At 72.9% G+C, this 19,266-nt stretch carries 18 protein-coding genes and 1 pseudogene; 7 read left to right on the top strand and 12 right to left on the bottom strand.

Annotation, left to right across the window (positions count from 1 at the left end):
• The 4 genes from F9B16_RS51570 to F9B16_RS38320 form a co-directional block, all read right to left on the bottom strand.
• Nucleotides 1-321: hypothetical protein (locus tag F9B16_RS51570; protein ID WP_225992313.1), on the bottom strand; the 321-nt coding region annotated here is incomplete at its 3' end.
• Nucleotides 322-571: 250 nt separating this feature from the next.
• A complete protein-coding gene (locus F9B16_RS38330; RefSeq protein WP_151545136.1) occupies nt 572-1,372 on the bottom strand; it encodes a carbon-nitrogen hydrolase family protein in 801 nt (266 codons plus the stop codon).
• A 31-nt stretch (nt 1,373-1,403) separates the two neighbouring features.
• Entirely contained in the window at nt 1,404-3,911 is a 2,508-nt protein-coding gene (locus F9B16_RS38325) for a DEAD/DEAH box helicase (RefSeq protein ID WP_151545135.1), read from the bottom strand.
• 75 nt (nt 3,912-3,986) lie between these two features.
• The gene (locus F9B16_RS38320; RefSeq protein ID WP_151545134.1) at nt 3,987-4,583 is read right to left on the bottom strand and encodes an HD domain-containing protein; all 597 of its coding nucleotides are present in this window, start codon (nt 4,581-4,583) and stop codon (nt 3,987-3,989) included.
• 86 nt (nt 4,584-4,669) lie between these two features.
• Between F9B16_RS38320 and F9B16_RS38315 the strand changes: the two genes are divergently transcribed.
• Nucleotides 4,670-4,861 carry a hypothetical protein gene (locus F9B16_RS38315; protein WP_151545133.1) on the top strand — a complete coding sequence of 64 codons (192 nt, stop codon included), beginning with the start codon at nt 4,670-4,672 and terminating at the stop codon, nt 4,859-4,861.
• A gap of 150 nt (nt 4,862-5,011) precedes the next feature.
• Here the strand turns inward: F9B16_RS38315 and gndA are convergent, their stop codons facing one another.
• The gene (gene gndA / locus F9B16_RS38310; RefSeq protein WP_151545132.1) at nt 5,012-6,436 is read right to left on the bottom strand and encodes an NADP-dependent phosphogluconate dehydrogenase; all 1,425 of its coding nucleotides are present in this window, start codon (nt 6,434-6,436) and stop codon (nt 5,012-5,014) included.
• 152 nt (nt 6,437-6,588) lie between these two features.
• Here gndA and F9B16_RS38305 point away from each other — a divergent pair, with 152 nt between their 5' ends.
• Nucleotides 6,589-7,338: an HAD family hydrolase gene (locus F9B16_RS38305; RefSeq protein WP_151545138.1), complete on the top strand. Its 750-nt coding sequence runs from the start codon at nt 6,589-6,591 to the stop codon at nt 7,336-7,338.
• On the top strand, nt 7,335-9,740 hold the full coding sequence (locus tag F9B16_RS38300) for a glycoside hydrolase family 65 protein (protein ID WP_151545131.1): 2,406 nt from the start codon (nt 7,335-7,337) through the stop codon (nt 9,738-9,740). The genes F9B16_RS38305 and F9B16_RS38300 overlap by 4 nt, the downstream gene beginning before the upstream one ends.
• 87 nt (nt 9,741-9,827) lie before the next feature.
• On the opposite strand, the gene soxR is transcribed toward F9B16_RS38300, so the two are convergent.
• A complete protein-coding gene (soxR, locus tag F9B16_RS38295; RefSeq protein WP_151545130.1) occupies nt 9,828-10,370 on the bottom strand; it encodes a redox-sensitive transcriptional activator SoxR in 543 nt (180 codons plus the stop codon).
• A gap of 47 nt (nt 10,371-10,417) precedes the next feature.
• Complete coding sequence (locus F9B16_RS38290; protein WP_151545129.1) at nt 10,418-11,002, bottom strand: HdeD family acid-resistance protein; 585 nt, start codon at nt 11,000-11,002, stop codon at nt 10,418-10,420.
• A 149-nt stretch (nt 11,003-11,151) separates the two neighbouring features.
• On the opposite strand from F9B16_RS38290, the gene F9B16_RS51565 reads away from it, so the two are divergent.
• The gene (locus F9B16_RS51565) at nt 11,152-11,706 is read left to right on the top strand and encodes a hypothetical protein (protein ID WP_192809196.1); all 555 of its coding nucleotides are present in this window, start codon (nt 11,152-11,154) and stop codon (nt 11,704-11,706) included.
• Between the two features lie 94 nt (nt 11,707-11,800).
• Here the strand turns inward: F9B16_RS51565 and F9B16_RS38280 are convergent, their stop codons facing one another.
• The 5 genes and pseudogenes from F9B16_RS38280 to F9B16_RS38260 all read right to left on the bottom strand — a co-directional run bounded on the left by F9B16_RS38280 (nt 11,801) and on the right by F9B16_RS38260 (nt 16,871).
• Complete coding sequence (locus tag F9B16_RS38280; protein ID WP_225992312.1) at nt 11,801-13,618, bottom strand: phosphoenolpyruvate carboxykinase (GTP); 1,818 nt, start codon at nt 13,616-13,618, stop codon at nt 11,801-11,803.
• A gap of 177 nt (nt 13,619-13,795) precedes the next feature.
• Nucleotides 13,796-14,843 (bottom strand): annotated as a pseudogene (locus F9B16_RS38275) (ABC transporter ATP-binding protein).
• A 29-nt stretch (nt 14,844-14,872) separates the two neighbouring features.
• Complete coding sequence (locus F9B16_RS38270) at nt 14,873-15,658, bottom strand: ABC transporter permease (RefSeq protein WP_151545128.1); 786 nt, start codon at nt 15,656-15,658, stop codon at nt 14,873-14,875.
• Nucleotides 15,655-16,431 carry a molybdate ABC transporter substrate-binding protein gene (gene modA / locus F9B16_RS38265; RefSeq protein WP_151545127.1) on the bottom strand — a complete coding sequence of 259 codons (777 nt, stop codon included), beginning with the start codon at nt 16,429-16,431 and terminating at the stop codon, nt 15,655-15,657. The genes F9B16_RS38270 and modA overlap by 4 nt, the downstream gene beginning before the upstream one ends.
• Before the next feature lie 32 nt (nt 16,432-16,463).
• Complete coding sequence (locus tag F9B16_RS38260) at nt 16,464-16,871, bottom strand: TOBE domain-containing protein (RefSeq protein ID WP_151545126.1); 408 nt, start codon at nt 16,869-16,871, stop codon at nt 16,464-16,466.
• Between the two features lie 180 nt (nt 16,872-17,051).
• Between F9B16_RS38260 and F9B16_RS38255 the strand changes: the two genes are divergently transcribed.
• The 3 genes from F9B16_RS38255 to F9B16_RS38245 form a co-directional block, all read left to right on the top strand.
• On the top strand, nt 17,052-18,077 hold the full coding sequence (locus F9B16_RS38255; protein ID WP_151545125.1) for an alpha/beta hydrolase: 1,026 nt from the start codon (nt 17,052-17,054) through the stop codon (nt 18,075-18,077).
• 64 nt (nt 18,078-18,141) lie between these two features.
• Complete coding sequence (locus F9B16_RS38250; protein ID WP_151545124.1) at nt 18,142-18,567, top strand: PPOX class F420-dependent oxidoreductase; 426 nt, start codon at nt 18,142-18,144, stop codon at nt 18,565-18,567.
• 125 nt (nt 18,568-18,692) lie between these two features.
• On the top strand, nt 18,693-19,266 hold a 574-nt coding region (locus F9B16_RS38245; protein ID WP_151545123.1), incomplete at its 3' end, for a hypothetical protein.

Below are 19,266 nucleotides of genomic sequence, written 5' to 3'. Positions count from 1 at the left end.
CGGCGCGCCGGGTGCGGTCGGCGCGGCGGGCGCGGTGGGCATGGCGGGCGCGGTGGGCATGGCGGGCGCGGTCGGGCTCGCCGCGTCCGGGGTGAGGCTCCTGGCCGGGGGCTCGTGCCTCGTCCCGTAGCCGATCAGGCCGACGATCCCGGCCGCCAGGACGAGGGCGAGCGCGACGGCCGGGAAGGGCGAGCGGACGCGGGGCCGGGCGTGGAGGGCCCGGGCGGGCAGAGTGCGGGCGCCGAGCAGGCGGGCGCGGAGCGGCGGCCGGGGCGTGGCGCGGGTGTATCCGGCCGGGGGGAGGTCGCGGGATTCGGGCACGATCCGATCGTCACGGTCCGCGCACGCTCGCACACGGAGAATGCCGGAGACCGTTGCCCGCTCGATACAGTCCCGGACCCCGCGGCCCGAGGAGGCGGGCTCAGCGCCACCCGGCGGACGCCATCGCCGCGCCGTCCACCCCGACCACCCCGAGCCGCGGGGCGAGCCATCCGGGCACCTCGTCGCCGACGACGTGGACCGCGTGCACAGCTCCACGTCGTCGAACCGCTCCGCATGGCGGCGGCGCGGGTCAGGGCAGGGGGACGGTGGTGAAGCGGCGCAGCGACAGCGCCGGGTTCTTCTCCCGCACGGCCGCGACGCGCTCGGGCGACACGTCCGCCGCCGCCGTGCCCGCCGTCTCCCCCAGCGCCGCGACGACGACGCCCATCGGGTCGACGATCATGCTGTTGCCGGCGCCGGTCGGGGCGCACTGGCCGGCGGCCGCCACGTAGATCGTGTTCTCGATCGCGCGGGCCCGCACCAGCGTCCGCCAGTGGTCCTCCTTGAGCGGCCCGGGCACCCACTCGGCGGGCAGCGCGAGCACCTCCGCGCCCGCGTCCACGATCCGCCGCGTCACCTCCGGGAACCGGACGTCGTAGCAGGTCTGCATGCCGAACCGCACGCCGTCCACGGCGAACGTCTCCGGGTCGCCGATCGGGCCGTGCCGGACGACGTCCGACTCCTTGTACCCGAACGCGTCGTACAGGTGCGTCTTGCGGTACGTCGCCGCGACGGCGCCGTCCGGGCCGATCGCGAGGAGGGTGTTGGAGATCCGGTCCGGCTCGTCCAGCCGCTCGTTCACGCCCGCCACCACGTGGACGCCGTACCGGCGGGCCAGCTCGCCGAGCCCGGACGCGAACGGGCCGTCCAGCGGCTCCGCCGTGTCGATGAACCGCCGGTCCAGCCGCGGCGCGGTGAACATCGCGAACTCCGGGAACACGACGACGCGCGCGCCGCGCCCGGCCGCCTCCGCGGCGAGCTTCCCGATCGCCGCCAGGTTGGCGTCCTTGTCCTCGCCGGGCGCGAACTGCGCGACCGCGACCTGCACCATTCCTCGGCCCTCCGTCACATCCGTTCTCGGCTCACATGCGGTCCACGGCGGTGACCCGGACGACCGCCGCGCCCTCCTGGTCCGAGCCCGCCAGGTCGACCTCGGCGGAGATCCCCCAGTCGTGGTCGCCCGCCGGGTCGTCGAACACCTGCCGGACCCGCCACAGCGCGTCGTCCGGCACCTCCTCGATCTGCAGCAACTTCGGGCCGCGCGCGTCCGGGCCGGTGAGCAGCTCGTCGTGCTCCTCGAAGTAGGCGTCCATCGCCTCGCGCCAGGCGTCCTCGCCGAAGTCCGGGTCCATCTCGCCGAGCTCCCGGTACCGCTCCAGCGCCGCCAGCTCCACCCGGCGGAACAGCGCGTTGCGGACCAGCACCCGGAACGCCCGCGCGTTCGCGGTCACCTTCGTGACCCGGTCCTCGATCGGCTCGCTGACGTCCTCGTCGGCGGGGTTGGCGAGCTGCTCCCACTCGTCCAGCAGGCTGGAGTCCACCTGCCGGACCAGCTCCCCGAGCCACTCGATCAGGTCGATGAGGTCATCGGTCTTGATCGACTCGGGGACGGTCTGCTGCAGCGCCTTGTACGCGCCCGACAGGTACCGCAGCACGAGCCCCTCCGCCCGCGCCAGCTCGTAGTACCCGATGTACTCGGTGAACGTCATCGCCCGCTCGTACATGTCCCGGACGACCGACTTCGGCCGCAGCGGATGGTCGCCCACCCACGGGTGCCCGGCCCGGTAGATCTCGTACGCGGCGTCGAGCTCCTCCTCCAGGGGCTTCGGGTGGTCGACGTCCTGGAGCAGCTCCATCCGCTCCTCGTACTCGATCCCCTCCGCCTTCATCTCCTGGACGGCCTCGCCGCGCGCCTTGTTGACCTGCGCGGCGAGGATCTGCCGCGGGTCGTCCAGCGTCGCCTCGATCACCGACAGGACGTCCAGCGCGTACGACGGCGACCCCGGGTCCAGCACCTCGAACGCGGCCAGCGCGAACGTCGACAGCGGCTGGTTGAGCGCGAAGTCCTCCTGCAGGTCCACGGTGATCCGCGCGTACCGGCCGAGGTCGTCCGGCTCCGGCAGCACCTCCACCACCCCTCCGGCCAGCAGCGACCGGTAGATCGCGATGGCCCGGGAGATGTGCCGGCGCTGCGCCGACGGCTCCTCGTGGTTGTCGGTCAGCAGCCGCTTCATCGCCTGGAACGCGTTCCCCGGACGCGCGATCACCGACAGCAGCATCGCGTGCGACACCTGGAACCGGGACCGGAGCATCTCCGGCTCGGCGTCCTGCAGCTTCTTGAAGACCTCCTCGTCCCAGCCGACGAACCCCTCCGGCGGCTTCTTGCGCTGCACCTTCCGCCGCTTCTTCGGATCGTCGCCCGCCTTCGCGAGGGCCTTCTCGTTCTCCACCACGTGCTCGGGGGCCTGCGCGACGACGAACCCGACCGTGTCGAACCCGGCGCGCCCCGCCCGCCCGGCGATCTGGTGGAACTCCCGCGCCCGCAGCCGCCGCACCCGGTGCCCGTCGTACTTGCTCAGCGCGGTGAACACCACCGTCCTGATCGGCACGTTCACCCCGACGCCGAGCGTGTCGGTGCCGCAGATGACCTTCAGCAGCCCGGCCTGCGCGAGCCGCTCGACCAGCCGCCGGTACTTCGGCAGCATCCCCGCGTGGTGCACCCCGATCCCGTGCCGGACGAACCGCGACAGGTTCCGCCCGAACTTCGTCGTGAACCGGAACCCGCCGATCAGCTCGGCGATCCGCGCCTTCTCCGCCTTCGTGCACACGTTGATGCTCATCAGCGACTGCGCCCGCTCGATCGCCGCCGCCTGCGTGAAGTGCACCAGGTAGATCGGCGCCTTCTGCTCGGCCAGCAGCTCCTCGATCGTCTCGTGCAGCGGCGTGACCCGGTAGTCGTAGATCAGCGGGACGGGCCGCTCCGCCGACGTCACCAGCGCCGTCGGGCGGCCGGTGCGGCGCGTCAGGTCCTTCTGGAAGAACCCGACGTCGCCGAGCGTCGCCGACATCAGCAGGAACTGCGTCTGCGGCAGCTCCAGCAGCGGGATCTGCCACGCCCAGCCCCGCTCCGGCTCGGCGTAGAAGTGGAACTCGTCCATCACGACCACGCCGATGTCGGCGTCGGCGCCGTCCCGCAGCGCGATGTTCGCCAGCACCTCGGCGGTGCAGCACACGATCGGCGCGTCCGCGTTGACGCTGGCGTCGCCGGTCATCATCCCGACGTTCTCGCGCCCGAACATCTCGCACAGGTCGAAGAACTTCTCCGACACCAGCGCCTTGATCGGCGCGGTGTAGAACCCGACCTGGTCCTTGCCGAGCGCCGCGAACAGCGCCCCCGCCGCCACCAGGCTCTTGCCGGACCCCGTCGGCGTCGAAAGGATCACGTTGGCGCCCGAGACGACCTCGATGAGCGCCTCCTCCTGCGCGGGATACAGCGTGATCCCGCGCCCGGACACCCACCGCTCGAACGCCTCGAACAGCGAATCGGGATCAGCGTCGGTACCGGAAGGAAGCTCATCGATAAGACTCACCCCTCCATCCTGCCCCGGATCGCCCACTGCCCGCGTCACCGGCCGCCGCGCGGCCCGTCCGGGCCGGGGCCGGGGTCACACGAGGGTGTGGCCGTATTCGGTTGCCAGGGGTTCGAGATCGGGCTCGCCGTAAAGGTCGCGCATCTCCTTGAACGCGGCGACCTTGTCGCCGCCGAACCGCCGCACGTGCACCGCGTAGGACGAGGCGTTGACGAACGAGGGCGGGTCGGTCTTGCTGTGGAACTTGTCCGCGTACATGACGAGCCGCTCCTCGCCCGTCTCGGCCAGGTAGTCGGCGGGCGGCAGGGGCAGGTTCTGCCGCTCGATGTCGTCCCTGGTCAGCCCCATCCCGGTGTGGTGCGAGCAGAACCGGCAGAGGGCCTCGGAGAAGCCCTCCTCCGCGAGCAGCTCGTGCCCGAGCACCCCGTGCCGGACGTACTGCCGGTGGTCGAACTCCCCGGTGATGTCGTACAGCCGGTACACGCCGACGTCGTGCAGCAGGCATCCGGCCCGCACGAGTTCCTTGTCGACGTCCAGGCCGCCCGCGTCCATCAGCCGCTCGGCGATCCGGCACACGATCACGCAGTGCGTCCAGACCAGGTCGAACGCCTTCCGGCTCGGCGCCAGCCGCTCGTGCAACGCCCGAATCTCGCCGTCCCCCGGTATCCGCACGGGCCCGACCCTACCCAGCGGCCGGTTAGGGGGCGGCCGTTCGGTTACAACGTGCTGGACGAACCAGCGAGACGAGGGGAAGAGCGATGGCGAAGAAGACGAAGAACGACCCCGCCGACCGGGGCCCCGGGGCCAGCTCGGGACGCGAGGAGCTGCCGCGCGAGCGGATCGTGCCCGGCAACGGCAGCGCCGCGGAGGGCTACGAGTCCCGGGAGGGCAGCGGGGTGCGGGACGGCAACCCGATCGCCGGCGTCGAGAAGGACGACGACGGGTCGTGAACGGCTACGACCGGCCGGGCGGTCGAGGCCGTGGACGAGCCGCCCGGCGGGCTGGGCGGGCTCGGCGTCCTCGGCGTCCTCGTCCGGCCTGGCGCGAAGGCTGAGCGTCCCGCCCCGGACGAGGCGGGACGCCCAGCACACAGGCGCCGGTTAGGCGGAGACCTCGGTGCGGTCGCCGCCCCAGAGGGTGTGGAAGGAGCCGTCGCGGTCGACGCGGCGGTAGGTGTGCGCGCCGAAGAAGTCGCGCTGCCCCTGGGTGAGCGCGGCCGGCAGGCGGTCGGCGCGCAGCGAGTCGTAGTAGGCGAGCGCGGTCGAGAAGCCCGGCGCGGGGACGCCGATCCGGGCGGCGGTGGCGACGACGTCGCGCCAGGCGTCCTGGGCGTCGCCGAGGGCCTCGGCGAAGTGGTCGTCGGTGAGCAGCGTCGGCGTGGACGGGTCGGCCTCGTAGGCGGCGCGGATCCGGTCGAGGAACCGGGCCCGGATGATGCAGCCGCCGCGCCAGATGGTCGCCATCGCGCCGGCGTCGATGTTCCAGCCGTACTCGGCGCTGCCCGCCTGGATCTCGTGGAAGCCCTGCGCGTAGGCGACGATCTTCGATGCGTACAGCGCCTTCTCGACCTTGTCCGCGAAGCCGGACCCGGCGACGGCGGAGCGGGACGGCCCCGGCAGGTTCCGGGACGCCTCGCGCAGCCCGGCGTGGCCGGAGACGGACCGGGCGAACACCGCCTCGGCGATGCCGCCGACCGGGACGCCGAGGTCCAGGGCCGTCTGGACGGTCCAGCGGCCGGTGCCCTTCTGCTCGGCCTGGTCGAGCACCACGTCCACGAACGGCCTGCCGGTGGCGGCGTCGGTGTGCGCGAGCACCTCGGCGGTGATCTCGATGAGGTAGGACTCCAGCCGGCCGGTGTTCCAGGTGCGGAACACCTCGGCGATCTCGGCGGGCGCGAGCCCGGCGGCGTGCCGCAGCAGGTCGTAGGACTCGGCGATCAGCTGCATGTCGGAGTACTCGATGCCGTTGTGCACCATCTTCACGAAGTGCCCGGCGCCGTCCGGGCCGACGTGGGTGCAGCAGGGGGTGCCGTCGACGTTCGCGGCGATGTCCTCCAGCAGCGGGCCGAGCGCCTCGTAGGACTCGGCGGAGCCGCCCGGCATGATGCTCGGGCCGTGCAGCGCGCCCTCCTCGCCGCCGGAGATGCCGGTGCCGACGAAGTGGATCCCGCGCTCGCGCAGCGCGGCCTCGCGGCGGCGCGTGTCGGCGAAGTGCGCGTTGCCGCCGTCCACGATCATGTCGCCGGGCTCCAGCAGCGGCGCGAACTCGTCGATGACCGCGTCGGTCGGCGCGCCCGCCTTCACCATGACCACCAGCCGCCGGGGCCGCTCCAGCGACGCGACGAACTGCTCCGCCGTCTCGGCCGGCAGGAAGGTGCCCTCGTCGCCGAACTCCTCCACCAGCGCCTTCGTGCGGGCGGCGGTGCGGTTGTGCACGGCGACCGGATGACCGTGCCGGGCGAGGTTGCGAGCCAGGTTACGGCCCATCACCGCGAGCCCCGTGACGCCTATGCGCGCCGTTTCCATTGGTTCTCTCCTCTTCGTGTGCCACCCTGGCCAAGGGGTTGTACGACGATCATGATCCCCCCCGTTCGAACGCCGGCCCCGCATGTCCTGTTCCGGCACGGGAACGGGACGCACTTGAGAACGATTCCGATCGTGTCATCCAGGGGGTGCGGATGCTGGGACTGCCGGACGCGGCGGCGGCGTGTCTGTTCGATCTCGACGGGGTGCTTACCCGCACCGCGGCCGTGCACGCCGCGGCGTGGAAGGAGATGTTCGACGGCTACCTGCGCGAACGCGCGCGGGAGACGGGCGAGCCGTTCGTCCCCTTCGACCCGGTGAAGGACTACGGGCGCTACGTCGACGGCAAGAAGCGCGAGGACGGGACGCGCTCGTTCCTGGAGTCGCGCGGCATCACGCTGCCCGAGGGCGCCCCGGACGACCCGCCGGAGAACGCGACCGTCCGCGGCCTCGGGAACCGCAAGAACGCCCTGGTCCTCAAGCTCATCGAGGAGAAGGGCGTGGAGACCTTCGACGGGTCGATCGACTTCGTCCGCGCCGCCCGCGAGGCCGGGCTGCGGACGGCGGTGGTGTCCTCCAGCGCCAACACGGTGCAGGTGCTGCGCTCGGTCGGGATCACCGGCCTGTTCGACGCGCGCGTGGACGGCGTCGTCGCGGCGGAGCGGAACCTGCCCGGCAAGCCCGCGCCCGACATGTTCCTCGCAGGGGCGAAGGAGCTGGACGTGCCGGCGGACCGGGCCGTGGTGTTCGAGGACGCGCTCGCCGGCGTGGAGGCGGGCCGGGCCGGCGGGTTCGCGTACGTGGTGGGCGTCAACCGGGTCGACGGCGAGCACGCGAAGGAGCTCGCCGCGCACGGCGCCGACGTGGTGGTGAACGACCTGTCCGAACTGCTGGAGGACAAGTGACGGACCCGGAGGGACAGACCAGCACCGAGCGGCCCGTGTTCACCGTGGAGCCGTGGTGCGTTCGCGAACCGGAGCTGCGGCTGGACCGGCTGGCGCAGAGCGAGTCGGTGTTCGCGCTGTCGAACGGCCATCTCGGCCTGCGCGGCAACCTCGACGAGGGAGAGCCGCACGGCCTGCCGGGCACCTACCTGAACTCCTTCTACGAGCAGCGGCCGCTGCCGCAGGCGGAGACCGCCTACGGCTACCCCGAGTCGGGGCAGACGGTCATCAACGTCACCAACGGCAAGGTGATCCGGCTGCTGGTGGACGACGAGCCGCTGGACGTGCGGTACGGGCGCGTCCACCACCACGAGCGGATCCTGGACATGCGGGCGGGCACCCTCACCCGGCACGTGGAGTGGACGTCGCCCGCCGACCAGCGCATCCGGGTGACGTCCACGCGGATGGTGTCGCTGACGCAGCGGGCGGTCGCGGCGATCTGCTACGACGTGGAGCCGGTGCACCAGTCCATGCGGGTGGTCGCGCAGTCGGAGCTGGTCGCCAACGAGGCGCTGCCGGACGGCGACAAGGACCCGCGGGCGTCGGCGATCCTCGACCACCCGCTGATCAGCGAGGAGCACGTCGCCAACGGCACGAAGGTGCTGCTGCTGCACCGGACGCGGCAGAGCGGGCTGCGGATGGCGGCGGGCATGTCGCACCACATCGAGGGCCCCGAGTCGATGGCGGTGGAGACCGAGAGCTCGCCGGACGTGGGCCGGCTGACGGTCGCGACGCGGCTGGAGCCGGGGCAGCGGCTGCGGATCATCAAGTACCTGGCGTACGGGTGGTCGAGCCAGCGGTCCCGGCCGGCGCTGCACGACCAGGTGGTCGGGGCGCTGGCGGGCGCGCGGCAGACAGGCTGGGACGGGCTGCTGGCCGAGCAGCGGCACTTCCTGGACGACTTCTGGTGCGGCGCGGACGTGGAGGTCGACGGGGACGCCGAGATCCAGCAGGCGGTCCGGTTCGGGCTGTTCCACACGCTGCAGGCGGGGGCGCGCGCCGAACGGCGCATGATCCCGGCGAAGGGGCTGACGGGCCCTGGCTACGACGGGCACACGTTCTGGGACACCGAGACGTTCGTGCTGCCGGTGCTGACCTACACCGCGCCCGACGCGGCCGCCGACGCGCTCGCCTGGCGGCACATGACGCTGCCGCTGGCGTGCGAGCGGGCCGCCCAGCTCGGGCTGACCGGCGCCGCGTTCCCGTGGCGGACGATCCGCGGCCACGAATGCTCCGGCTACTGGCCCGCCGGGACCGCGGCGTTCCACATCAATGCCGACATCTCCGACGCCGTCGTCCGGTACGTGGACGCCACGCAGGACGAGCGGTTCGAGCGGGAGATCGGGCTGGAGATCCTGGTGCAGACGGCGCGGCTGTGGCGCAGCCTCGGCCACCACGACGTCGGCGGGGTGTTCCGCATCGACGGCGTCACCGGCCCGGACGAGTACAGCGCGGTCGTGGACAACAACGTCTACACCAACCTGATGGCGCGCCGGAACCTGCTGGAGGCGGCGGAGACGGCGATGCGCCATCCGGACATGTGCGACCGGCTCGGCGTGGACGCCGAGGAGGCCGCGTCGTGGCGGGACGCGGCGTCGGCGATGGTGATCCCCTACGACGAGCGGCTGGGCGTCCATCCGCAGAGCGAGAACTTCACCAACCACGCCCGCTGGGACTTCGCGTCGACCAAGCCGGACCACTACCCGCTGCTGCTGAACTTCCCGTACTTCGACCTGTACCGCAAGCAGGTGGTGAAGCAGGCGGACCTGGTCCTGGCCCTGCACCTGTGCGGGGAGGAGTTCACCGACGAGCAGAAGGCCCGCAACTTCGAGTACTACGAGGGCCTGACGGTGCGGGACTCGTCGCTGTCGGCGCAGACGCAGGCGGTGGTGGCGGCCGAGGTCGGGCATCTGGAGCTCGCGCACGACTACCTCGGCGAGACCTCGCTGATGGACCTGCACGACCTGAACCGCAACACCCGCGACGGGCTGCACGTGGCGTCGATGGCGGGCGCGTGGAGCGGGCTCGTCGCCGGGTTCGGCGGGATGCGGGCGGGCGGCGGGCGGCTGCGGTTCGCGCCGCGGCTGCCGGGCGGCATCAGCCGGCTGGCGTTCCGGATGCGGTACCGGGGCAGCCGGGTGCGGGTCGAGGTGACCGGGGAGTCGGCCACCTACGAGCTGCTGGACGGCCCGGCCATCACGCTGTGGCACCACGGCGAGGAGTTCGAGCTCGGGGACGAGCCGGTGGAGCTGCCGATCGAGCAGGTCGCGGCCCGTCCGGCGCCGACGCAGCCGGCCGGGCGGGAGCCGGCGCCGCGGCGCATCGACCCGCACAGCAGGGAGCCGCGTCCGGTCGACTCCTGACCGGTCCGGCACCGGCCGGTTCCGGCCACGGCCGGGCGCCCGGGCTCAGGAGACCGGGGTCAGGAGCCCGGGGTCAGGAGCCCGGGGTCAGGAGCGGGCGGCGCAGGACGCCGGGTCGCAGTCCTCCTCGGCCGCGCCGCCGTCGTCCGGGGCCGTCCGGGCGGGCTCGGGGCGGTCGTCGACGAGGAGGCGGCGCGGGCCGGGCCCCTCGTCGCCGAGCCGGTCGTAGGGGTTGGCGAGCGCGCACTTGCTGATCGACAGGCAGCCGCAGCCGATGCACTCGGTCAGGTCGTCGCGGAGCCGCTCCAGCTGCCGGATGCGGGCGTCGAGGTCGGCGCGCCACAGGTCGGACAGCCGCGCCCAGTCCGCGACGGTCGGCGTGCGCTCCTCGGGCAGCGTGGCGAGGGCGTCCCGGATGTCGGCGAGCGGGATCCCGACCCGCTGCGAGACCTTGATGAACGAGACGCGGCGCAGCGTGTCGCGGCTGAAGCGGCGCTGGTTCCCGGCGGTGCGGCGGCTGCTGATCAAGCCTTTGGCCTCGTAGAAGTGCAGCGCCGAGACGGCCACGCCGCTGCGCTCGGCGAGCTGCCCGACGGTCAGTTCGTGCTTGCGGTGCTCGAGGCGCGTCATGCCGCGCATCCTATGCGACCTCAAGCGGACTTGAGGTTACCGGGCGGTCAGCGCCAGTGCGGGCTCGCCGCGCCCATCCCGGCGCCGCGCCCCTCGGCCCGCTTGCCGAGGCCGCGCAGCCGGAACGCCGCACCGACCAGCGTGGCGCCGAACAGGATCGCGAACAGGCCGATCAGCCAGACGACGGCGAGCGCGCCCGACACCGGCCAGGCGAACAGCAGGATCCCGAACACGATCGAGATCGCGCCGGTCACCGCGTACATCCACTCGCCGCGCAACTCCCGGCGCAGCGACACCGCCGCGACGATCTCCAGCACCCCGGTGACGACCGCCCACGCGGCGATCAGCATCAGCAGCGCGAGCGCGGTCACGCCCGGCCAGGCCATCGCGACGATGCCGAGCACGATGCCGGCGGCGCCGGACACCGCGAGCAGCCCGCGCGGCCCGCCGGTCGTGCCGCGGACCGCCTGCGCCACCGCGGTCACGCCGTCCACCAGCGCGTACGCGCCGAACAGCACGACCAGGACCCACAGCGTGATGTGCGGCCACACCCACGCGACCACGCCGAACAGGATCGCGAACGCGCCGCGCAGCGCGAGCACCCACCAGTGGCGCGTCATCAGGTCGAACATCGCGGCCTCCCCTGGGGCGGTGGACTTCCCCCCATTGCAGCCCACCCCCACCGACAAAACCGCCAACAACTGCCCCAAAATGGGCAAAGTCCTGCACGGTCAGCGCCGCGTGGTCAGTGCTGCCGGCGAGCCGCTCCAGGTGCCGTTCGATGCGCTCCAGCCGCGCGCGCAGGTCCGCGACGTCCCGGGCGGTGGCGGACTGCTCCTCGTCCCGCAGCCGGACCACGACCGCGCCGCCCGGCTCGAGGGTGACCAGCCGGGTGTCGGCGACGTCGTCGCCGCCCTGCTCCTGGATCGCCTCGTCGACGTCGCCGGGCCGCAGCCCGAGCCGCAGCAGCGTCCGCCGCCGGTACGCGCCGTCCCGCGCGAGGACGCTCGCCCGGCCGTGCACCAGCCCGGCCAGCCACGGCAGGAACAGCGCCGCCCGGACCAGCGCGGCGTTCAGCGCCAGCAGCACCACGGCGCCGAGCACTCCCCCGGTCAGCGAGTCGTCCGGGCCGATGACCGCGTTCTGCACGACGTTCGACAGCAGCAGCATGACCACGAAGTCGAAGCCGTTGAGCTGCGCCAGCTCCCGCTTCCCGGCGACCCGCAGCAGCACGATGACCACCAGGAACACCGCCGCCGACCGGATCACCTTGTCGGCCACCGGGACGCCCATCCCGAACAGGTCATGCCACATGTTCCGCTCCGATTCCCCATGAGGTTCGCGCCCGCTCGCCGAAGGATCTCAGCGAACGGGCGCGGACGGGGCGGATCGGGCCCGTCCCGCGCGATCGGCGGGACGGGCGGCGCGGATCAGGCCTCCAGGCGGCGGACCAGGTCGTGGTACTCGTCCCACAGCGCCTTCGGCATGTGGTCGCCGAACTTCTCGAAGAACTCCGGCACGAGGGCGGCCTCCTGCTTCCACACCTCGCTGTCGACCGACAGCAGCGTCTCCAGGTCGGCGTCGTCGATCCGCAGGCCGTCGGTGTCGAGGGCCTCCTTGGTCGGCAGGTGCCCGATCGGCGACTTGGCGGCGTCGGCCTTGCCGTTCAGCCGCTCGACGATCCACTTCAGCACCCGGCTGTTCTCGCCGAAGCCGGGCCAGATGAACTTGCCGTCGGCGTTCTTGCGGAACCAGTTGACGTAGTAGATGCGCGGCAGCTTCTCGGCGTCGGTGGCCTTGCCGATCTCCAGCCAGTGGCCGAAGTAGTCGCCCATGTTGTAGCCGCAGAACGGCAGCATGGCGAACGGGTCGCGGCGTAGCTCGCCGACCGTGCCCTCGGCGGCGGCGGTCTTCTCGGACGCGATGTTGGCGCCGAGGAACACGCCCTGCTGCCAGTCGAAGGACTCGGTGACCAGCGGCACCGCGGACGCGCGGCGGCCGCCGAACAGGATCGCCGAGATCGGCACGCCCTTCGGGTCCTCCCACTCGTCCGCCGCGATCGGGCACTGCCCGGCCGGGGTGGTGAAGCGGGCGTTCGGGTGCGCGGCGGGCGTCTCGGACGCGGGCGTCCAGTCGTTGCCCTTCCAGTCGGTCAGGTGCGCGGGCGGCTCGTCGGTGAGGCCCTCCCACCACACGTCGCCGTCGTCGGTGAGCGCGACGTTGGTGAAGATGCTGTTGCCCCACAGCGTCTTCACCGCGTTGGCGTTGGTGCTCTCGCCGGTGCCGGGCGCGACGCCGAAGAAGCCGGCCTCGGGGTTGATGGCGTAGAGCCGGCCGTCGTCGCCGAACCGCATCCAGGCGATGTCGTCGCCGATCGTCTCGACCTTCCAGCCCGGGATGGTCGGCTCGAGCATGGCGAGGTTGGTCTTACCGCACGCCGACGGGAACGCGGCGGCGACGTAGCGGGTCTCGCCCTCCGGCGGGGTGAGCTTGAGGACGAGCATGTGCTCGGCCATCCAGCCCTCGTCGCGCGCCATCGTCGAGGCGATGCGCAGCGCGTAGCACTTCTTGCCCAGCAGGGCGTTGCCGCCGTAGCCGGACCCGAACGACCAGATCTCCCGGGTCTCGGGGAAGTGGGTGATGTACTTGGTGGAGTTGCACGGCCACTTGACGTCCGCCTGCCCCGGCTCCAGCGGCGCGCCCACCGAGTGGACCGCCTTGACGTAGCCGCCGCGCTCCTCGATCAGCCGCAGGGCGCCCGTGCCCATCCGCGTCATGATCTTCATCGAGACCGCGACGTAGGCGGAGTCGGTGATCTCGACGCCGAGCTGGGAGATGGTGCCGCCGAGCGGGCCCATGCAGAACGGCACCACGTACATGGTGCGGCCCTTCATGCAGCCGTCGAAGAGCCCGTTCAGGGTCTGCCGCATCTCGGCCGGCGCGATCCAGTTGTTGGTCGGGCCCGCGTCCTCCTCCTTCTCGGAGCAGATGAAGGTCCGGTCCTCGACGCGGGCCACGTCGGTGGGGTCGGACGCGGCGTGGAAGCTGTTGGGCCGTTTGGCCGGGTCGAGGCGCGTGAGGGTGCCCTGCTCGACGAGGAGGCCGGTCAGGCGCTCCCACTCTTCGTCCGAGCCGTCGCACCACTCGACGCGGTCGGGCTTGGTCAGCTCGGCGATCCCGCGTACCCACTCCACGAGTTCGGTGTGGCCGGTAGGGGCCTGGTCGAGGCCGGGGACCTGGTTGGACACGGGCAACTCCTTCAGCTGTTCGCAGGATGTTTGCATGATGAACAAGACCCGACGTTTTTGCCATTTGGTCTGGACCAATCCCGTCGCCTTCTGGGCCTTCCCGCGCAGTTTTGTGATTGATATCACTGAAGCACGGGCGCCGACGGCGGCGCGCCGCCTCCCTCGGCTTCGACCCGCTCAAGCTGGGTAAACGTGGGTTTCGGTGGCCTTCACGGCCGCCCAAATCGTGCTGCCCTCGGACAAATCAAGTTCCGCGACCGAGGCCGGAGTGATGTCCGCGACGGCGTCGAATGGCGGCCCGGACAACCGCACCCGCACCCGGTCTCCATGCCGTTCGACGGCGGCGACACGCGCACGCCACAGGTTGCGCGGGCTGCCGTCGGGGCGAGTGCGGTACAGCGCGACCGACGATGGCGCGAAGGCCAGGAAGACCTCACCCCGAAGCGAGTCGACTGTGTCCAGCGTGTGCTCGCCTTCGGTGCCGCCGATGACTACGGTGCCTCCCTCGGCCGACCCCCGGTACAGGTTCAGCCCGACGAGCCTCGCGACGTAGTCGGTGCGCGGCCGCCGCGCGACCTCCGCGGGCGTGCCCTCCTGGACCAGCCGGCCGTCCTCCACCACGGCGATCCGGTCCGCCAGCACCATCGCGTCCAGCGGGTCGTGGGTGACGAGCACGGCCGCGCCCTCGAACCCGGCCAGATGCCGGCGCAGCGCGGCGCGGATCTCCAGCCGGGTGTGCGCGTCGAGCGCCGCGAGCGGCTCGTCCAGCAGCAGCAGGCCCGGCTCGACCGCCAGCGCGCGCCAGCGCGACCCGCTGCGCCTGCCCGCCCGACAGCGCCCGGGGGCGCGCGGACGCGTACTCGGCGAGACCCACCCGCTCCAGCCAGTCCGCCGCCCGGCGCCGCGCGGCACGGCGCCCGGCGCCCTGGCAGCGCGGCCCGAACGCGACGTTCTCCAGGACGCTGAGGTGCGGGAACAGCAGGTAGTCCTGGAAGACCATGCCGACGCCGCGGCGCTCGGCGGGCAGCGAACGCAGGTCGGTACCGTCCAGCCGGATGTGGCCGTCCGGCATCGCGACGAGCCCGGCGAGCGCGCGCAGCGCGGTGCTCTTGCCCGCGCCGTTCGGCCCGAGCAGCGCCACGACCTCGCCCGGCTCGGCGGCGAGCGCGAGGTCCAGCTCGAACGAAGCCCGCCGCACGACGAGCCGCGCGTCCAGCCCCTTCACGCCGCCGTCCGAGGCCCCGCCGGCCCGGGTCACGTCTCCACCCAGCGGTCGCGCAGCGCCGCCAGCACGGCCACCGACACCGCGAGCAGCACCAGGCTCAGCACGATCGCGGCCTGCGGGTCGTTCTGCAGCGCGAGGTACACCGCGAGCGGCATCGTCTGCGTCCGGCCCGGGAAGTTGCCCGCGAAGGTGATGGTCGCGCCGAACTCGCCGAGGGCCCGTGCCCAGCACAGCACCGCGCCGGCCGCGACGCCGGGCGCCACCAGCGGCAGCGTGACCCGGCGGAAGATCGTCCAGCGGCCCGCGCCGAGGGTGGCGGCGGCCTCCTCGTAGCGCAGGTCGGCGGCGCGCAGCGCGCCCTCCACGCTGATCACCAGGAACGGCATCGCGACGAAGGTCTCGGCGAGCACCACCCCGGCGGTGGTGAACGGCAGCGTGATCCCGAACGCCGCGTCCAGCCACTCGCCGACCAGCCCGCGCCGGCCGAGCGCCAGCAGCAGCGCCACGCCGCCGACGACCGGGGGCAGCACCAGCGGCACCGTGACCAGCGCCCGGACGAGCCGCAGGCCGGGGAACGACGCCCGCGCCAGCACCCAGGCCAGCGGCACGCCGAGCAGCAGGCACACGCCGGTGCTGATCGTCGCGGTCAGCAGCGACAGCCGCAGCGCCTCCAGCACCTGGCCCTGGCCGAGCCGGGTGCCGAGGGTGGACCACGGCGCGCGGGCGAGCAGCCCGGCCAGCGGCAGCACCAGGAACGCCAGCCCGGCCAGCGCGGGCAGCAGCAGGAACCAGGGCGGCCGGCCGGACCGGCTCACGGCGCCTCGAAGCCCGCCGCGGTGAGCGCGGCCCGGCCCTGCGCCCCGAGGACGAGCTGCACGAACTGCTTGGCGAGCGCGCCCTGCGGCGCCTTCCTCACCTCGACGATCGGGTAGTCGTTGACCGCCTTCGCCGACTCGGGGAACTCGATGGCCTTCACCTTGCCGGCGGCGGCCTTGGCGTCGGTGCGGTAGACGAGCCCGGCGTCGGCCTCGTCGAGGCTCACCTTGGTCAGCACGGCCTTGACGTCGCTCTCCTCGGACGCGGGCTTGACCTCGACGTTCGCCGCCGCCAGCGCCTTCTTCGCCGCCGCGCCGCACGGCACCGCCGGCGCGCACAGCACGACCTTCAGCCCGGACCGCGCGAGGTCCGCCAGCTTGGCGACCTTGCCGGGGTCCTTCGGCGGGACGGCGATGACCAGCCGGTTGCGGGTGAACACCTGCGGCGTCCCGTCGGCGTCGCCCGCATCGGTGACGGTCTTCATGGTCGCGGGGCTGGCGGAGGCGAACACGTCCGCCGGGGCGCCCTGCGTGATGCCCTGCGCGAGGCTGTCGCTGCCGCCGAAGTTGAACCGGACCTTCACCCCCGGATGCGCGGCCTCGAAGGTCTTGCCGAGCGCGGTGAAGGTCTCGGTGAGGGAGGCCGCCGCGAACACGGTGAGGGTCTTGGACCCGCCGCCGCCCGAGGACGCGTCGTCGCCGGTGTCGCCGCAGCCGGCCGCCGCCAGTGCCAGGGACGCCGCGAGCACGGCCGCCGATGTGCGCTTGAACATGTCTCTCCTCAAGGGGGGTGCGCCGGGTGCGATCAGCCCGGGTCGGACACCTCGACGACGACGTTCGTCGACTTCACCACGGCCTCGGCGACCACGCCGACCCGCAGGCCGAGCTCGTCGGCCGCCTCGCGGCTCATCAGCGACACGACCCGGAACGGGCCCGCCTGGATCTCCACCTGGGCCATCACGCCGTCCCGGACGACCTCGGTGACGATCCCGCGCAGCCGGTTGCGCGCCGAGGAGAACCGCTCGCCCTGCTCGGGGGCCGCGCCGCCGCGCGCCTGGTCGCGCACGAAGGCGGCCAGCTCGGCGCCCGGCACCCGCCGGTGGCCGTGCTCGTCGCGCTCGGCCGGCAGCCGGCCGCCGTCGACCCAGCGCCGGACGGTGTCGGCGCTGACCCCGAGCAGCGCGGCCGCCTCACTGATCCTGAACGTCGTCACGAAGGACGATCGTAGCCCTCGCAGATTCGACCCGCATCTGGGCAAATGGCCATACAATGCAAGCGTTTCAGGGTCTTCTCTCTGGTATTTGCCACAGCCACGGCTCATCGCCCCCCGGCTTCGGGCGGGCGGCGGCCGGATGTCACCATCTACTTACATCCCCGTCGCGAGGAGGACCCGGTGACGCAGCCACGCCCGACGACCCTGGTCATCGAACGCCACGGGACCGCGAGCCTGCGGTCCCGCGCCGTCTCGGCGGGCATCCGCCGCTTCCTGCGCCCCCGGCTCGCCAAGGCCGCCGCGCTCCCGTTCGACGACCGCGCGCTGCGGCACGCGGCGGCCCTCGACCGGCTCGCCGCGCGGGCGCCGGCGCCGCGCCGCGTCCGCACGGAGAAGGTCCGCTTCGACGGGTTCGGCGCGGAATGGGTGCGCGGGCCCGGCGCGTCGTCCGCCCGCGACCGGGTGATCCTCTACCTGCACGGCGGCGGCTGGGTCTGCTGCGGCCTCAACACCCACCGCCGGATGATCGCCTCGTTCAGCGCCGCCGCCGGCGTGCCCGCGCTGTCGGTCGACTACCGGATGATCCCCGCCGTCCCGTTCGAGCGGGAGGTCGAGGACTGCCTCGCCGCCTACCGGTGGCTGCTGGACGACCGCGGCGTCGACCCCGCCCACATCGTGATCATGGGCGACTCGGCGGGCGGGCACCTCACGTTCGCCACCGCGCTGCGGGCCCGCGCCGAGGGGTTGCCGATGCCGGCGGCGCTCGCCGCGCTGTCCCCGATGCTCGACATGGACCTGACCGACAAGCTCGCGCACGCCAACATGGGCCTCGACCCGTCCGACCCGGGCGTGCTGCTGGAGAAGCTGGTCGAGGCCTTCCTCGGCCACCTCGACCTCAAGGACCCGGCGGTCTCCCCCGTCCGCGCCGACCTGGCCGGGCTGCCGCCCGTCCTGCTGACGGCGGGCTCCACCGAGCTGCTGTACTGCGACTCCGAGCTGATGGCGCGGCGGCTCGCCGAGGCGGGCGTGCCCGCGACGCTGCAGGTGTGGGACCGGCAGATCCACGTCTTCCAGATGTTCGGCCCGCTCCTGCCGGAGTCCCGCGCGGCGGTCGCCGAGCTCGGCCGGTTCGTCCGCGACGCCCTCGACGGCCGCCTCGCCACCGCCCCCGCCGACGCCTCCGCCGACCTGAAGAGCGCCGGTTGACCTGAATCGCGGTTGAGGTCCTAGCGTCGGCTCCGTGAGCACCACTGACGATCGGAGAGCGGCGATGAGCGACCCTTTCACCCCGGCGGAGCGCGCCTACCTGGCCACGCAGGACCTCGGGCGGCTGTCCACGATCGGCCCGGACGGCGGGCCGCAGGTGCGGCCCGTCGGGTTCCGGCTGAACCCCGACGGGACGATCGACATCGGCGGCCCGGCCAACGCCGCCAGCCGCAAGTACCGCAACGTCCTCGCGGACCCGCACGTGTCCTTCCTCGTGGACGACAAGACGGCGGCGGACGACCCGGACGCGGTGCGGCCCGGCTGGGGCCGCGGCGTGGAGATCCGCGGGACGGCCGAGCCGGTCAAGGGCGAGATGCACATCGGCAAGGGCTTCTTCAGCGACGACCTGATCCGGATCCGCCCGGTCCGCGTGATCAGCTGGCACATCGACGCCGAGCGCCCCGAGCAGCAGGCCCGCACCGTCGCCTGAAGGGCGGTGCGACCCAGCCTGAAAGGGCGGTGTGACCGTGGCCTGAATGGGCGGTGTGGAGGCGGGCGGCGCGGGTAAAGGGGGTGCAAAACTGAAACCACGTCGCCCGGTCAGGAGGAATGATCATGACTGGGACCATGCGAGTACCGCGCAGCAGGGGCGGGTTCAGCGGGATCCTGCTGGTGCTGCTGGGCCTCTGGGGCGGCCTGCTCCCCTTCGCCGGCCCCTACTTCGACTTCGGGTTCGCCCCCGACGACACCTGGGTCTACAACACCGACCGGCTCGAGCTCAGCATCGCCCCGGCGGCCGCCGCCGTGCTGGGCGGGCTGATCGTGCTGTTCAGCGCGCACCGCGCGGTCGCGATGCTCGGCGCGTGGCTGGGCGTCCTCGGCGGCGCCTGGTTCGTGGTGGGCGGGCCGCTCGCCACGCTGTGGGACGTGCCGGGCGTCGGCGCGCCGCTCGGCACCGGCAACGGCCGGCACCTCGCCGAGCAGCTGTCCGGTTTCGCCGGGCTCGGCACCGTCATCGTGTTCTTCGCCGCGCTCGCCCTCGGCCGGTTCGCGGTGGTCGGCGTCCGCGAGGCGCTGCCGCCGGACGAGCCTGAGCGGGACGCCTCCGGCACCACGCAGCCGCTGGTGTTCGGACGCTACGCGCGCGAGAACGCCGGGCCGGGGCAGCCCGCCGAGCCCGGCCTGCCCG

Source organism: Actinomadura montaniterrae (assembly GCF_008923365.1).
Lineage (GTDB): Bacteria > Actinomycetota > Actinomycetes > Streptosporangiales > Streptosporangiaceae > Spirillospora > Spirillospora montaniterrae.
The sequence above is the reverse complement of the archived record's forward strand: the minus strand, read 5'-3'. Positions and strand labels throughout refer to the sequence as shown.

Bases quoted from the DNA above. Each gene is read 5' to 3' on its own strand.
- F9B16_RS38330 (WP_151545136.1), bottom strand. From the start codon at position 1,372: ATGGTGCAGGTCGCGGTCGCGCAGTTCGCGCCCGGCGAGGACAAGGAC.
- F9B16_RS38315 (WP_151545133.1), top strand. From the start codon at position 4,670: ATGGCGAAGAAGACGAAGAACGACCCCGCCGACCGGGGCCCCGGGGCC.
- gndA (WP_151545132.1), bottom strand. From the start codon at position 6,436: ATGGAAACGGCGCGCATAGGCGTCACGGGGCTCGCGGTGATGGGCCGT.
- F9B16_RS38305 (WP_151545138.1), top strand. From the start codon at position 6,589: ATGCTGGGACTGCCGGACGCGGCGGCGGCGTGTCTGTTCGATCTCGAC.
- soxR (WP_151545130.1), bottom strand. From the start codon at position 10,370: ATGACGCGCCTCGAGCACCGCAAGCACGAACTGACCGTCGGGCAGCTC.
- F9B16_RS38290 (WP_151545129.1), bottom strand. From the start codon at position 11,002: ATGTTCGACCTGATGACGCGCCACTGGTGGGTGCTCGCGCTGCGCGGC.
- F9B16_RS51565 (WP_192809196.1), top strand. From the start codon at position 11,152: ATGCGCTCCAGCCGCGCGCGCAGGTCCGCGACGTCCCGGGCGGTGGCG.
- modA (WP_151545127.1), bottom strand. From the start codon at position 16,431: ATGTTCAAGCGCACATCGGCGGCCGTGCTCGCGGCGTCCCTGGCACTG.
- F9B16_RS38250 (WP_151545124.1), top strand. From the start codon at position 18,142: ATGAGCGACCCTTTCACCCCGGCGGAGCGCGCCTACCTGGCCACGCAG.